At 73.9% G+C, this 14,446-nt stretch carries 10 protein-coding genes; 1 reads left to right on the top strand and 9 read right to left on the bottom strand.

The window, feature by feature from the left end:
• Positions 1–25: 25 nt before the first annotated feature.
• From OG432_RS01065 to OG432_RS01030, 8 genes are all read right to left on the bottom strand, one after another.
• Entirely contained in the window at positions 26–2,116 is a 2,091-nt protein-coding gene (locus tag OG432_RS01065) for a TOMM precursor leader peptide-binding protein (protein ID WP_328306728.1), read from the bottom strand.
• Positions 2,109–3,530, bottom strand: a complete 1,422-nt coding sequence (locus OG432_RS01060) for a hypothetical protein (RefSeq protein WP_328306726.1) — start codon at positions 3,528–3,530, stop codon at positions 2,109–2,111. Before OG432_RS01060 ends, OG432_RS01065 begins: the two co-directional genes overlap by 8 nt.
• Before the next feature lie 49 nt (positions 3,531–3,579).
• Positions 3,580–4,812 (bottom strand): nitroreductase family protein, encoded by a 1,233-nt coding sequence (locus OG432_RS01055; protein ID WP_328306724.1) that lies wholly within the window; start codon positions 4,810–4,812, stop codon positions 3,580–3,582.
• A 203-nt stretch (positions 4,813–5,015) separates the two neighbouring features.
• Positions 5,016–6,272 carry a thiopeptide maturation pyridine synthase gene (locus tag OG432_RS01050; RefSeq protein WP_328306722.1) on the bottom strand — a complete coding sequence of 419 codons (1,257 nt, stop codon included), beginning with the start codon at positions 6,270–6,272 and terminating at the stop codon, positions 5,016–5,018.
• Positions 6,273–6,353: 81 nt separating this feature from the next.
• Complete coding sequence (locus OG432_RS01045; RefSeq protein WP_328306720.1) at positions 6,354–7,271, bottom strand: lantibiotic dehydratase C-terminal domain-containing protein; 918 nt, start codon at positions 7,269–7,271, stop codon at positions 6,354–6,356.
• On the bottom strand, positions 7,268–10,054 hold the full coding sequence (locus tag OG432_RS01040) for a lantibiotic dehydratase (protein ID WP_328306718.1): 2,787 nt from the start codon (positions 10,052–10,054) through the stop codon (positions 7,268–7,270). The genes OG432_RS01045 and OG432_RS01040 overlap by 4 nt, the downstream gene beginning before the upstream one ends.
• The gene (locus OG432_RS01035) at positions 10,054–11,439 is read right to left on the bottom strand and encodes a hypothetical protein (RefSeq protein ID WP_328306716.1); all 1,386 of its coding nucleotides are present in this window, start codon (positions 11,437–11,439) and stop codon (positions 10,054–10,056) included. The genes OG432_RS01040 and OG432_RS01035 overlap by 1 nt, the downstream gene beginning before the upstream one ends.
• On the bottom strand, positions 11,436–12,659 hold the full coding sequence (locus OG432_RS01030) for a hypothetical protein (protein ID WP_328306714.1): 1,224 nt from the start codon (positions 12,657–12,659) through the stop codon (positions 11,436–11,438). The genes OG432_RS01035 and OG432_RS01030 overlap by 4 nt, the downstream gene beginning before the upstream one ends.
• Positions 12,660–12,872: 213 nt before the next feature.
• Here OG432_RS01030 and OG432_RS01025 point away from each other — a divergent pair, with 213 nt between their 5' ends.
• The gene (locus OG432_RS01025; RefSeq protein ID WP_328306712.1) at positions 12,873–13,064 is read left to right on the top strand and encodes a thiomuracin/GE37468 family thiazolyl RiPP peptide; all 192 of its coding nucleotides are present in this window, start codon (positions 12,873–12,875) and stop codon (positions 13,062–13,064) included.
• Between the two features lie 89 nt (positions 13,065–13,153).
• Here the strand turns inward: OG432_RS01025 and OG432_RS01020 are convergent, their stop codons facing one another.
• Positions 13,154–14,422 carry an MFS transporter gene (locus tag OG432_RS01020; RefSeq protein WP_328306710.1) on the bottom strand — a complete coding sequence of 423 codons (1,269 nt, stop codon included), beginning with the start codon at positions 14,420–14,422 and terminating at the stop codon, positions 13,154–13,156.
• Between the last annotated feature and the right edge of the window lie 24 nt (positions 14,423–14,446).

Here is a 14,446-nt window from a genome sequence, read left to right as displayed (position 1 = left end):
GTTCGGGTGTGTCGTGCCGTGGCGGTCAGGGAAAGGGGTGGGGATGCGGGTTGACCTCTTCGGGCTGGAGCGGCCGAGGGGAGTGGCCCAGGCGGTGGGAGGCGGTCAGCACCCGGTCGAGCCCGGTGATGCGACGCAGGTGGTGCCCGAAGGTCATGGGCAGCAGGCCGGGTACGACGGCCTTGACGCAGGAAAGCGCCGAAGCGGCGTGGACCGGGGTGGTCTGGTCGACGACGATCGCTTCGAGGCCGCTCGCGCGGAAGCGGCCCACCAACTCGTCGAGATCCGACCGCAGGTCGGTGTGGTGCGGCCAGGGGTGACGGTCGGCGAGCTCACGCAGATCGCGGCGCTCCCGCGGCGCCCGTCCTCCGGGTGCCAGCAGGAAGTCCAGACGCCGGGCGGCGACCGGGTCGCAGTAGAGCAGCGCGTGGTCGTCCATCAGGCGGACCTGTTCGGGGTCCTCGCGCATGCGGGCGGCGTCCTCGACGCGCTGCGGGTAGATGAGTCCGTATGCCTCGACGGCGGTGACCAGTTCGTGCAGCGCGCCGAAGACACCGCGTTCGGGATCGAGCCCCGAGCCGCCGGCGCACAGCACGGCGGGGCGCGGCGCGGCGGGCCCGGCGCCCGCGCCGACACGCGGCTGTTCGTCGATGGCGGCGGCCCAGAAGCAGGGAATGCCTTCGGCGCCGGTCACGTCGAAGACCTCGACGCGGTAGCCGGTGCGCTCCTTGATCCGGTCCGCGAGCAGGCCGATGCGCCGGTCGCGCGCGGTGCGCAGGTCGAGCGCGGGCGCCGGCAGCCGGGCGTACCAGGTCAGCAGGAACGCGTCACGCTCGGCCAGCTCCAACAGGCCGTACAGCGCGGCCTCCTCGATGCAGCCACCGAGCGCGCAACCGTTGGAGATCTCCGAGACGAACGGGCGGACGGAGGGCGGCCGGTGCCGGCCGAGGCGGTAGTACGCCAGGCTCTCGGGGACCAGCACCGGCCGCTCGCGCGTGAGGGAGTAGCCCCAGACCCACGGCAGCACCAGGCCGGGATGGTAGGGCTGGAAGGGGAAGCCGGGTTCCTGGTAGCGGTGCGGCTCGTGGCTTCCGGTGGCCGCCGGGTCGAGGACACTGCCGGGGTGGCGGGCGGAGAGCTCGCGATGGCTGCCGCGCACCACGGTCAGCCGTCCCCCCGGGCGCCCGCCGCCGAGGCGCTCCAGAGCCTCGGCGATCGCCGTGACCCGGGCGGTACGGAAGTCCAGGGCGCGGCCGTACCCCCCGTCCACCGACTCGGGCGGCCCGACCTTGGCCTCGGCGAACGGCAGGGTGTGCAGTCCACGGGTGCGCAGCCCCTTGAGCACGCCGGTCTCGTCGTCGGCGTAGCGGGCTTCGAGCACCGCACGCTCCGTGCGCAGGTCGCGCACCCGCAGGACCGCCGGGTCCGGCTTGGGCCGGGCGACGCGCGGGATCACGGCGCCGCCCGGGGAATCGTCGGGCAGGCCGCCGCAGTCCGGGCAGTGGGGGTCGGGCACGAAGAGGTGCCGGCTGATCTCCAAGCCGTCCAGACGCAGCATGGTGACGGCATGCGCGCCGGGGGTGTGCGGGGTGACATCGCGTTCGGGGTCGGGCCGCCCGGTGACGGTGTGCGGGGCGATGTCGTGCGGGCCGGCGGTCACGTGCCGTTCGGTTACGGTCCTTTCTGCCGGCGGTGTGGAGGCGAGCCGGCTCAGGGCGAGGCGCGCGGCGAGGTCGGCGGCGATCGGGGTGAGCAGCGGCGAGACCGTGCCGGTGAGGCGGCTGCCGTACGTGGCGCGCAGCGCCGCTTCCTCGGCCGCGTCGCCGCGCGCCCCCGCGCGGCGCGCGGCGAGACAGCGGTGACAGCCGGGTGTGCCGGGGCGCACCAGCGGGCCGATGACCACGCGGTCCAGTTCCGCGACGACGAACAGGTACGCCTGCCCGCCGCCCGGCGGACCCGGAACGCACTGTGACACGGCGTCAGGTGAGTCGGCCGCGACGATCCGCACCCCGGAACGGGGCTGTGCCACAGCCCGCGACCGGCGCAGAAGGGCCTGGCCGAGCAGACCGCCGTCGTGGTGCACCCGCACGGCGTCCGACAGGAGATCATCAGCCATCGCAGGGCACCGCTCTCAGCAGATAGGGCAGGACGTCGGTCGCGGCCGGATCGTGATCGAGCGGCACGATCAGCGGGTCGCGCGCGGGGCCGCGCAGGTCGCGCAGCGCCTCCGTCACCGCCTCGTCGAAGGTGGCACCGGCGCCGAGGCCCCGCGGCGGGCGCTGCCCCCGCGCGCCCACGGAGGCCGCCGGGACCAGGTGGGCGGTGTCGCGTCCGGGGGACCAGGCCCACAGTGCGGGGCCCGCGGGCGCCGCGACGTACCGTCGCGGGTCGAGGGCGAGCAGCGCGTACCGAGCCAATGCGCGGCGCGCGGTGCGCAGCCGAGCCGCGCTGAAGTCGCCCCCGGTGGCGTGGACTTGGTGCTCAGGCCGGCCGGTGCGCGGATCACGGACCACGGCCCGCGCGGCATGCCGGGGGAACTGCGGCAGAGCGCCCTCGTCGAGTTCCGCGAGCAGCCCGCCGCGCTCGTCGATGCAGCCCGCGGCGCGCCGGGAGAATTCCTCGGGGCCGACGGCAGGTCCCGCGCGCAGGGAAGCGATCCTGGCGAGGAACCGCGCCGCCGACTCCGGCGCGGCCGGCACCGCGGCAGGGTGGGGGCGGTAGAGGTGGCTGGTGGTGGTCAGGGTCGCGGTGTCCAGCCGGGTGAGGCGCCCCGGCCCGTCCGGCGCTGCCGTGGTGGCGGCGAGGAAGTCCCGCTGGAAATGGTGGGCAAGCACAGTGGCGGCGAACTCGGCTGCCCCGCACGGAACATGAGGGATGCGAGGGGTGCTCCGCGTTCCGTGCACGCGCAGCCAGCCGCCGAGCCAGCCGCCGGCACCACGGTCCGCGCCGGGGGCGAGCATCGGGCCCAGCCACCAGGACTCCGCGTCCCGGACGGCGGCGGCGAACCACACGCCCCGTACCCGGCACTCGTCGTCGAGCCGGGCGACGGTCCCCGCATCGTCGCCCCGCGCGAGCAGCAGCAGCGCGTCGTGGCCGCCCGTCGCCAGCTCCTTCCGTGCGGCCTCGGGGTCGGTCACCGGGGTGATGGCCGACAGGCCGGTGAGCCGCAGCGCGTCGGTCAGGGCGCCCACCGCGGCCGGCGTGCCGAGGACCAGCGCCCTGACGCGCGGGTAGCGCACGGTGCGCGGGTCCGGTTCGCGCGCCGCCAGGTCCTCCAACAGGCCGTGCCCGTCGATGCGTTGCAGTACGCGCAGCACCACGGAGCGACGGGGCCCGTCGAGGCCGTCGAGGAGCATGTCCACCGTGCGGGTGCCGTCGAGGAACGGCGCGAGCCGGTCCAGCCAGCCGGCGATGCCCGGCGCCGCGATCAGATCGGTGCCGCGGCTGGACCGCACGTGGACGGTGCCGCTGCCGCTCGGAGTCAGGAAGACGTCGGAGCGCAGAAGGAGAACGGACGCGGAAGTGATCACGGTGTCCTCGGCCGGAGAGGGTTCGGTGCGGCCGGGATGTCCGGCACGATCACGGCGCCCCCTTGCGGCCGGCCTCGCGGCTCCGGCCGGACAGATGACAGGCCGGTGCGCCGCTGCCGCGTTCCTGGCCGAGCAACGCCGCGAACAACGTGGTGCGGTCGGGACACGCGCTCAGTGCGGCATCGGCGGCCGCGGTCTCGACGTCGCAGCGCAGCCCCGCTCCGAGCCCTGCGCGCGCCGCGGCGAGGCCGATCCGCTGGCCGACGACACCCGCCCGCAGGTTCAGCATCCGGTACCAACGGTCGCCGTACAGGGGATAGCCCGCCTCGTAGTCGCCGGTGACGAGCACGGCGCAGGCGGCCTCGAAGCCCGCCAGTTCTCCCGGACCGCCGGGCGGGAAGAGACCCCGGGGCGTGACGTCCCCGTCGACCGGTACGAGGCGACCCGTACGCGCCTCGCGCCGGTGACAGCCGGGAGCGAGGCCGCTGACGCGCTGGGCGACCACGTACACGTCGCAGCCGACCGGAGCGGCATGATCGAGGGGCAGCGGCCGTGAAGCCTCCTCCAGGACCGTGAGCAGAGAACCCAACGGGACGGGCGCCGGCTCGAAACCGCACCGCGCGGTACGGCGTCGAAGCAGCGACGCCCCGGGCGCGATCGCGCCGGGCGACCGGGCGGTGACGACCGCATGGACGTGCTCCGCCCGGGAATCGAGGCCGAGCAGACGGCCCAGTTCCTCGTCCACGAAACGCGCGTGCGCCATCGGCGCGGCGCCGGCCGATTCCAGCAAGGTGAGCGCCTGCCCGGTCAGCACGCCGGTGTCGAGGGCCTGAAGACGGTGGCCGAAGGGGCCGTAGCGGCCCAGGTTCGCATCGAGGCGACTCGTGATCAGCACCATGAACTCGGGTTGTTGCACCGGTGGCCGGTCCAGTGCGCGGGTGAGGTCGCCGCGCAGGTCGACGCCGCCGAGGAGTTCGAGTGCGTGAGCCGAGGGGAGATAGTGGAACAGGCCCGAGCCGGTGGCCACGTACACCTCGCCCGGATAGGCGCCGCCGCCGGACGGCACCGACCGGCCGGCACGCGCCCCGGAGCCGGTCCAGTCGATGCGGGTGACGCCGTTGAGCAGAGCGAGGAGCGCGCCCAGACGTTCCGGAAAGGTGTCCGGAACGCGGATGCCCGGGAGCGATGGCACGGCCGCGGGGAACGGCAGGGGCAGGACGGGCACGCCCGGATGGTGCTTGGGCGCGGTGTTGCCCGCCGCCGGGTCGATGACGGGCAGCACGCTGCCGTGACGTGCGTGAAAGCGACGGGCGGACGCCCCTCCGGTCTCGCCGAACGGAGGGCGCGCGTCGGACACAGGGCGCGCGTCGGACACAGGGCGCGCGTCGGACACAGGGTGGGCGTCGGACGAGGGGCGGGCGTCGGACACAGGGTGGGCGTCGGACGAGGGGCGGACGTCGGACGGGGGAGTCGACGAGGTGGCCCTCATCCGTCGGTCCTCGCCGCCGCGCGGACGGTGGCCGGCGCATCGGGGCCTTGGGCCGCGGTCGTCGTCCCAGGCTCGCCGGAACCGTGCGCCGATGCCGTCGTGTCCGGCTCGCCGGAACCGTCCGCGGCGGTGGCCAGGACCAGGTCGAGGGCGCTGACGCCGTAGACCTCCTCCACCGCGTCGGCCGCGAGGTGGCAGAGCAGATAGCGGGTCAGACCGGGCAGCCCGAGGCGGGAGAGATGGAGGTAGGTGTAGTTGAGCATCAAGCGGTAGCGCAGGAAGCGGGGATCGCGGTACATCATCCGCTTGTACGTCGCGCTGCGGCTGATCACCCGGTGCAGCTGGCTGGCCGTGACCAGGTGGCCGGTGCCGTTCTCCTCGTCGGTCGGTATCTCCGCCTCGGGTATCTCGCCGGCCTCGTACAGCGCGGTCCAGCGGCCGCCCAGCGGATCGATCGTGGACACCCAGCGGTGCAGGGCCGCCGCTTCGCCGGGCGCGGTCGCGGCCCCCGGCGCCGTGGAGTCGAAGGCCGCGACCACACCCCGCACCTGAGCGGTGAGCGCCGCGCGGTTGGCCGCGTACCGCCGCTCGAAGGCGTGCCGCACCTCGGGGCCGACCGTGCTCAAGTAGCCCTCCGCGTGGGAGCGGAAGGAGACGAAACCGCGGCGGATCGACGGGTCCTGCGGGTGCCGGCACAGGGTGTGCGCGGTGGCGAGCATCAGGCGCAGGGCCAGCGTCTCGCGTGGCATTCCCGCGGCGACCGACTCCAAGTGCTCGAAGAGCAGGCCGTTGGTCTCCTCGTAGAAGAGCGCCAGCTCGTCGGCGCCGACGGGACAGCCCAGCACATCGACCCGGCGGTCGTGCTCCTCCCAGGTGATCGAGTTGTCCGCGTAGAAGGGGGTCAGCGGTCCTGGCTCGCGTTCGGCCGCGGCGAGCCGGCGGTGCAGCGGCAGCAGAGCGTTCTCGTCCAGGGGCGCCGCGGTGGACGGCCGTCTTCCGAGATGTCCCCCGATCAGCTCGGAGACGGCCGGTGCCACCAGCTCGTCGAAGACGGTCGGCGTGGCCCGGACGACCAGGCGCAGATGGGGGCCCCGGCGCCAGTGCCGCAGGACGTACGCCGATGCGACGTGGCCGGCACAGCGCTCGATCACGGGCCGCACGGCGTGCAGGATCAGCTGGTCGGTGTCGTCCCCGAAGTACGCGATGTGGGCCGCGCGCCACTGCGGCACTTCTCTGGGCGGGATGGCTGTCACGCGAGTCGCTCCTTGGCGGTTCTCTGCTGGCTGTCCGGCCGGCCGGCTGTCCGGCCCGTCCTTGTCCCGATCAGGGGGCGGTCACGGTGGTTCGGCGACGCGCCGACGCGGGGTGCTCCCGCTCGTCAACTCCGCCACCGCCAGCAGGGCCAGGGCGCGCAGAGTGGCTTCCTGGCCCAGTCGTATGCCGAGGCGGTTGCAGGCCAGGTGGGTCAGATGGCCGGCGAGCACAGCAGGCTGGGCCGCGTGCCGCTGCGCGCCGCGGCAGGCCGCGAGCCATCTGCGCACCGGGTCGGCGCCGGCCGGAGCGGCGTCCTTCGGCACCGTTGCGCGTGCCGCGCGGGCGACGGAGAGCAGCGCGGCGCGCCTGGCGCCGTACTGGGTCAGCACGTCCGCCGTCGGCCGCCCCGGCTCGTCCCCGTGGTCCAGGGCGCCGGCGAGCAGGGCGAAACAGTGCGCCGTCCGCTGCGCCGGGCTCCATGGGGCCCCTACGGCCGCGACGGCCAGCTCGCTGCAGAGGGCGAACGCGTCCTCGACCGCACGCAGGGCGACGCCATGGCCGTACTTGCCGTGCTCGGGGCGGTAGGTCTCGAAGGCGAGGCTGTCGTTGGGGGCGAGGACACCGGGCTCGGTCTCCGGCTCGAAGGCTGCCAACTCCTGCGCCAGCAACCGGTAGTGACCTTCCGTCATCGGTCGTGACGGCGAGAGGTGGCGGAACAGCGCCGCCGCGTGGTCGTGGAGGATGAGGCGTACCGCGGGTTCGGCCGGCGGCGTGGTGAGACGCACCCGCAGTCGCACGTGCGGGCCCCCCTGCCAGTGCCGGATGAAGAAGAAGCGGTCGGCCAGGCCTTGCCGCCGCAGCTCCGCGACGACCTGGGGGACCAGTGTGCTCACCACCAGGTCGAGTGGATGGCCCGTGAACACGTGGGCGCCGACCCAGCGGTCCTGCGCCTCCGGTGTGACCGGTGTCGGTAGGTTCCGGCTCGGGCGGGCCGTCATGCGCGCTCCCGAGGGTGTGCCGCCGGGAGCGGGGCGGCGGTGACCTCGACCACGAACTCGGAGACGTGACGCCGGCCGTCCTGGCGTGCCGGCGCGTCGTGAAGGTCGGGCAGCGCCTCGGTGAGCAGCAGTGGGCGGCCCGTGGCCGCGGCCCGTTCGAAGACCCGCAGCAGATGGGCGTGGGCGAAGTCGAGATACAGGGGCTTGCGGTCCTTGTCGTGCAGGGCGGGGCCCGTGAAGCCGTCGGCGGGACGCGGGGTGAGGACGCGCAGGAAACAGCGCTGCGGCAGGCCGAGCCCCGCGCGCCAGGTGTGCAGACGGACGAGATAGGCGGCGTCCCGCTCCCCGGGGGCGCGGGCGGGAGCGCGGCCCGGGTCGACGAACCACGTCGCCCGCCGCACCACCACGGTGCCGACGGCGAGACGCGGCATGGCCGTCCAGCCCGAGCCCGAGCCCGAGCCCGAGCCCGAGCCCGAGCCCGAGCCCGCACCCGCACCGGGCGCCGCATCCTTGTCCGCGTCCGCGTCCCGACCGACCCTCGCGGTCCGATCGGGCGGCAGGAGGCGCCACAGCTGCGGCCAGTCCGACCAGAAGGCGTACGACGTCTGCCCGAAGGCCTCCACCAGCACCCGCGCCTGCAGGGGGAGGAGCGGCGTGGCCAGCAGCCCCAGGTGCAGCGGCCGAACGACGCGTCCCGTCGGCCGGTGCACCAGATGCAGGCGCCACGTCTTCCGGTCGTGCACGACGTCCAGGTCGGCGGGGCGGATCAGCAGCTCGGGAGGCCGGTGCGAGGTGCTGCCGTCCAGGTCGATCGCGTAACGGGTCGCGGGGGCACGCTGGTTGAGGGCGCTTCCGAAGACGGCGTCGAACTCGGCGTAGAGGGGACCGCCCGGATCATCGTCGGCCATTCGGTCACCGGGTGGGGCGGGTTCGGCGAGGAGACGCGAGATCCGGGACAGGCCGGTGCCGTGGCCGCAGGTCACCGTGTTCAGTACAAGGCCGAGACCGCCGGTCGCGTGGGGCACGGTCTGGACGTAACAGGCGTGGCTGTCACGGGAGGCGGCCGGGTCGGGCCAGGCGCCGCTGAGGTCGCGTACGGCTCGCGGGTCGAGGCGCAGGGTGCCGTCGGGCGCCGTCGGCGTGTCGCGGATCAGGCGGCGCAGCTCGTCCTGTCGCCGCGCGTCGCCCGCGGTGGGCGCCTGCGACGCCGCGGCCGCCCACCGGGCGCCGAAGTCCTGGAGGAAGCGGGTGAACGACCGTTGGAAACCCGGACCGTAGGCGGCGACGGCGTGCCGCGGGAGCGATGCGCGCGGTGGCGCGAGGGTGTCGAACGGGGCGAGCAGGGCGGGTACGAGAGCGAGGTCGGCCAGGGCCGGCTGCCAGGCGACCCGGTCGAGCGTGGCGGCCGGGCCGACGGCGACCGTGTGATGGAAGTGCGACGGACCCGCCCCCAAATGCCCCTCGAAACCGGTCAGTTGGAGGCGTTGTGCGGCGTCGGCGAGGTGACGCCGCACAGCGGAGGCGATACGTCGGTGGGAACCGGGGGCGGCGCTCCGGGCCGCGTCGACCTGGTCGCGGACGGCGCGCAGATCGGCGTGCAGGAGGGAGAGGCGGTCGTCATGCCGCTGCTCGGGCAGATGCCTGCCGAGCCACTCGCAGAGCGTGGCGGCGTCGAGCTTCTGGTCGGGCAGGCCGAGGCGGACCTCCAGGATGCCGAGCCGCACGAGCCGGGCGATGACGGCGTTCGCGACATCACCCGGGCCGGCCGCACCGAGCAGGTCGCGCAGTCGTCGGGGATTGCCTGCCTCACGGACGGCGCACAGGATCGCGGTCAACGCGGGCGTGGCGGCCAGAGTGCGCACCGCGCCCGAGGGGCCGGGCGCGGTGAACACCCATTGCTCACCCTCGGGGGAGGGCGCCGGTGTGGCCGACGGATTGACGCGCAGGTGAACGGCGTCACCCAGCTCGGGTACGAGGGCGAGAGCGGCGGCGATCCGCGACAGCGGCAGCAGAGCCGCCTCCGCCACCTGGGCCGTAGCGTGACCGTGCAGGAGCACGCCGACGCCGGTGGATGCCCAGACGCCGAAGCCACTGGCGGCGAAGGTCGTCGAAGGGCTCGGTTTGGCCATCGCGCGGCCCGCGTACTTGGCCAGCCGGACGGCCGCTCCGTCCAGCGGACGCCGTCGCGCCCCCTCACGCCCGCCCCAGCGCAGCAGATCCTCGTACAGGTCCGGGCTGGAGTGGTCGAGACCGGTGGCGAACGCCGGATCCCGGACGAGCGCGCCCAGCGCCCGCGACGCCGAGCGGGTCTCGGCCGGCAGGACGCGTTCCAGTGCGGCGAAGAGGTCGGCGCGCGAGTCGTGCAGAGCGGCATGAGAGCGCAGGTGCTCGGCGAGTGCGGCACCCAGCACCTCCCGCGGGGCGGCCGCCTCCACGAGCGGGCCGATGCGGGCGCCGCGGTGCACGGCGCGGCGCAGGCCCACGAGCCTGGCCTTGTACGGGCGGGCGCGCTCGGTACCGATGAGCGCGTGCAGCGCATCGCTGAGTCGGTCCGCATCGTCGGCCAGTCGTCGGTCCAACGCCACGATATTCAGCGCGAGTTCGGTGCTGTGCGGGATGCGGGACGCGTCGAGCGCGGTGGTGGGAAGCCCGGCGGTCCGGACGCCGACCCGGGGCCGGAGAGGTTCCGGCGCGGTGCCGATGCCGGGGCCGATGCCGGTGCTTGTGCTCGCGTTCGTGCCCGTGCCCGCATGCGGAGACGTGGACGTGATGATCCGGTCCATCAGAACACCACCGGGACACGGAAGGCGGCTCCCGGCCGGGCCGCGCCGATGGCCACCTGGAAGAGCACGGTCTCCTCGTCCATGGTCAGGCCGAGCAGGCGCTCCGCGGCGGCGGCGTCATAGCCGTTGTGGACCCGCGCGGAGAGGCCATGGCGCGCGGCGGCCACGCAGAGCAGGTGCGCCGCCGATCCCGCGATCAGGTGGAGTCGTCGGAAGGCGTCCGTGCCGTACCGGGCGACGGCGGTGCCGCGCCGTACGGCGATGTAGGCGGTGCACGCCGTCGAGCGGAAGTTGACCGATACCCGGCCCTCGGTCTGCCCGATCCGTTCCATCAGTGCGAGCGGGTCGCCGTCGCGGACCTGCCACAGGCGGCCGTAGCTGTGGACGTAGTGGCCGGAGGCGGAGTCGGCGACCCGCCGCACCAGGAGATGGCAGGAGAAGTCGGTGAACGGCGCGGCCGCCAGGGTGGCCCCCAGATCGGCGAGCAGTGCCCGGGGCGCCGGGGCAGGGTCGGGGTCGAATATCGCGGCTCCGGAGTGACGGGCGCGCAGGGCCGGTGCGAGGCCGGCCGAAAGCCACGAAGGCCCGGCCGCCGGGGGCTGCGTGGTGGGCAGGATCTCCAGGTAGCCCATGGGATGCTCGGCCGCCGGCAGCCGGTCGGCGCAGAGACCGTCCAGCGTGTCCCGGTCCTGACCGGGCCGGGTGGCCAGACCGAGCGCGGCGGCCGTCAGGTGCACCGCGCCAAGCAGCATGCCGGCCTCCTGGGCGCAGAGGCGCGGAGCGTAGTCGCCGTAGAGCCGTGCCGTGCGGGCGAATCGGCTGGTGATGACGGCGTACTGGGACGCGCCGGGCTGCGCATGCTGACTCGTCGTCACTGACCCGTTGATCTGGACGAGTTGATGGTGCAGCGGATCGAAGCGGAACGCCGTGGTGGGGGTGACCAGGGTGAGTTCGCTCGGGTACCGGCACCGGGCGGAGGCGACCGCGCGGTGCAGGGGCCGGCCGCCAGGAGTGACGTCGTGCTGGAGCAGGCCGTAGGAGTAGTGCAACAGGGCGGCGAGGACGGCCGGTTCGGTCAGGCCGGCCCGGGAGCCGGGGGAGGGCGCCAGGTGGAGCGGCGGCGGCTCCAGCGGAAGGCGCAGCCCCTGGAGAGGCGGGTCGAGGTCCGCGTCGGCCCGTCCCGGCGCGGGGTGGCCTGCGGCGAGCGTGGCCGGAATGGCTCGGCGGGAGTAGACCGCATCGGCCCAGAGCTTCGGGGGGAACGGCTCGGTGCGCCCGGGGGCCCGGGGGGCCCGCTCGGTCACGCCGCTCGGCTCGACGTCCAGCGGCCCGGCCGGCGCGCAGGTGAGCTCGCCGGTCCGTGCGCCTGTCAGCTCGCCTGTCATGTCGACTCCGCGCCGAGGAAGCGTCCGGTGACCAGGTCCAGCAGCGCGCCCCCGGCCGCCGCCGACCACTGTGTGGCCACACCTTCTGCCGTGGTGATCGGGGTGCCGGCCGGGCTGTCGGCGCGGTCGCGCTTGGGGACTTCGTTCGGATCGTCGCCAGGGTGGCCGTCCGGGCCGACAGCCGGGTGGCCGTCCGGGCCGGCGTCCGAACCGTCGTCCAGGTCATGATCCAGACCCGATATGTCCAGTCCCGACTTGTCCAGTCCCGGTGCGTCCAGCCCAGGCACGTCCAGCCCCGCCATCTGGCGCAGCAGGTGCATGCAGAGCTGGTTGGCTGCGAGGGCCGCCGTCGGGCCGCCGAGGTACGGACTCCGCTCACCCGCGCGGGAATTGGCCGTATTCGGGGTGCTCGCGGCGCTCGCCGCCCCCGGATGGGCCTCGGCGCCCGGCGGCCCGCCGAAGGCGGTGGGGCCCGTGGCATGCATGGGGGAGGTGACCGCGCTGATCGCGATGCAGTCGCCCCGGCCGACCGCCTGGCCGTACCGGAGCCCGCCACCCAGGGTGAGCGTGTGGGCCAGATGCGCCGACTCCGGGTCGGGTGCGTCGGAGGCGAGGAGCACCACGCCCACATCCGCCGGGAGTTGGGGGAGGTCGCCGCTCAACTCCTCGTAGCGGAAGGACCCGACGTCCTCCTGGAGCAGGGCGACGCATGCGCGCAGCCGCGTCATGTCCGTCGCGTTCGCGGGATGTCCTCGGGACTCGCCGGGCCGGAGGCGTACGTGTGCCACACCCGAGGCGAGCAGGGCGACAACCACGGCGCCGGCCATGTGTCCGGAACCCACCACGAGGGGTGCGCAATGGCGATAGAGCTCGAAGCGGTACTCGGGCGAGTCCGCGCGCGCCGCGATGAAGTCGATCAGCGCGGTGTGGCGTGCCCGCACCTGTGGGCTCAGTCCATGGGGCAGGTCCGCGGCCGCATCCCGCACGAAGCCTTCCCGAGCCAGCAGTTCCACCAGGGTGCGGACATGCCGCGCGGCCTGGGGCGGGAGGTCGGCGGTGAGCGAGTCCAGGGTGCTGCGGCCGTCCAGGAAGGGACGGAGCCGCTCCAGCCACGGGTAGATGCCCGGTTGTGCGAGGGCGGCCGTGCGTCCGGGTCCACTGATCACCACGCCCCGGTCGGAGGGCAGGAGATGGGTGTCGGGAAGCAGTCTCGGCTTCATCGCACCTCCTGGGGATCGCGCGGCGTGGACGCGCTCTGGCAGGCGTGAACGCGCCGGTCGAGGCTGCGCTCGCGGCCTCCGGGCGGCCGACACTAGCCGAGGCGAATGGTCTAGTCCACCCCCTTCCCAGTTCCCCAACCGTCACGCTAGTGTCCCAACTGGACGTCCACATACGCCCGTTGATGCTCCATTAGGTTCGAAAGGAGGGCTTTGATGAACGAGAACGGCAACGGCTCACCCTCGCTCGCTGCGGCGGTCGCCGACCTCGCGCTGGACCTCGACCTGGACTCGCTGGCCGGCGACGAGCACAGCCAGTCGCTCACGGCAGGCCACGGCATGACGGAGGTGAGCGCGTCTTTCTGCTGCGCTCCGCCGCCGAACTGCTGTAACTGCAGCTGTTCCTGAGTGGGTAGCGCGTGCCGGGCGAGCGCATCGCCCGGCACGCGCGTCGCCCTCGGCGATGACCGGTGTCGCCTCCCGTCCTCGCGCGTGGTCTACCGTCCCGCGAGCCGGTGGAAGGCACGTGCCACGCCACCGGCCGGGTGCAGGAAGAGGGCGGGCCACTGGTGCTGTGCCCGCTGTCGGCCAAGTCCCACGCATCCGGCGGCCAGCGCCGAGGCCAGGCCGCCGACCGCGAGTCCGGCCCGGGGGTGCGTCGTGCTGGAGATCCAGCCGATGAGCGGGGCGGTCAGCGGGGTGGTGCCCAGCGAGGCGAGGGTGTACAGGCTCATGACCCGGCCGCGCATGGCGTCGTCCGTGCCGAGTTGCAGCGCCGACTTCGCGGCGGTCATGAACAGGATCAGTACGGCGCCGGTGGGCACCAGCATCACGAGGAAGGCCGCATGGCTCGGCATCGTGCTCGTGATGACTTCCAGGACACCGAACCCGAACGCGGTGCCCACGAGATATCCGGGCCCACAGGTGCCTCTGCGGGCCGCGGCCGCGGAGCCCGTGACCGCCCCGACCGCGAACGCGGTCGAGCCGAGCCCGAAAGCGGCCGGCGAGGTGTGGAAGACGTCGCTCGCCATCAGGGCGGTGGTGATCTGGAAGTTCATGCCGAACCCCGCCACCACGCCGACCAGTACGAGCGGGGCGCCGAGGTCCGCGCGCGCCCGCACGTAACGCAGCAACTCCCGTACCTGGCCGGTGGACCGCGGGGCCCGGACGGGCCCCGGATCACCGTGCCGGTGTCTCGGCTTCATGCGGAGCAGGGCGCCGAGCACGACGAGGTAGGAGAAGGAGTTGAGGAAGAACGCGGGGGCGACACCGAAGACGCCGATCACGGGGCCCGTCAGGGCGGGTCCCGCGATCCGGGCGAGGTTGAACACCGCGGTGTCGAGCGCCACCGCGTTGGGGAGGTCGACGGTGGGGACGGTCTGCGCGATGAAGGACTGCAGCGCCGGCTTCTCGGCCACCAGGGTCAGCCCCATCGCCAGCGCCAAGGCGTAGACGGCCGGGAGACTCACCGCATGGGTGACGGCCAGGATCCCCGGGGCCAGGGAGACCAGGCACAGCACCGACTGCGTGATGAGCAGGATCTTCCGCAGTGAACACCGGTCCGCGAGGACCCCGCCCCAGGGGCCGAAGAGCAGCAGCGGCAGAAACTGGAGCGCCGTGATGATGCCGAGCGCCGTGCCGTCACCGTGGGACAGGTCGAGAACCAGCCAGGCCTGGGCCACTTTCTGTATCCACGTACCGGTGTGGGAGCCGAGCTGGCCGAGGGTGAGCAGCCTGAATTCCCGGTGCCGCAGGGACCTGAGCATCCGCCGGCTCCCGTCACCGCCCGC

Origin of the sequence: Streptomyces sp. NBC_00442 (genome assembly GCF_036014195.1) — a bacterium.
GTDB lineage: Bacteria > Actinomycetota > Actinomycetes > Streptomycetales > Streptomycetaceae > Streptomyces.
The sequence above is the reverse complement of the archived record's forward strand: the minus strand, read 5'-3'. Positions and strand labels throughout refer to the sequence as shown.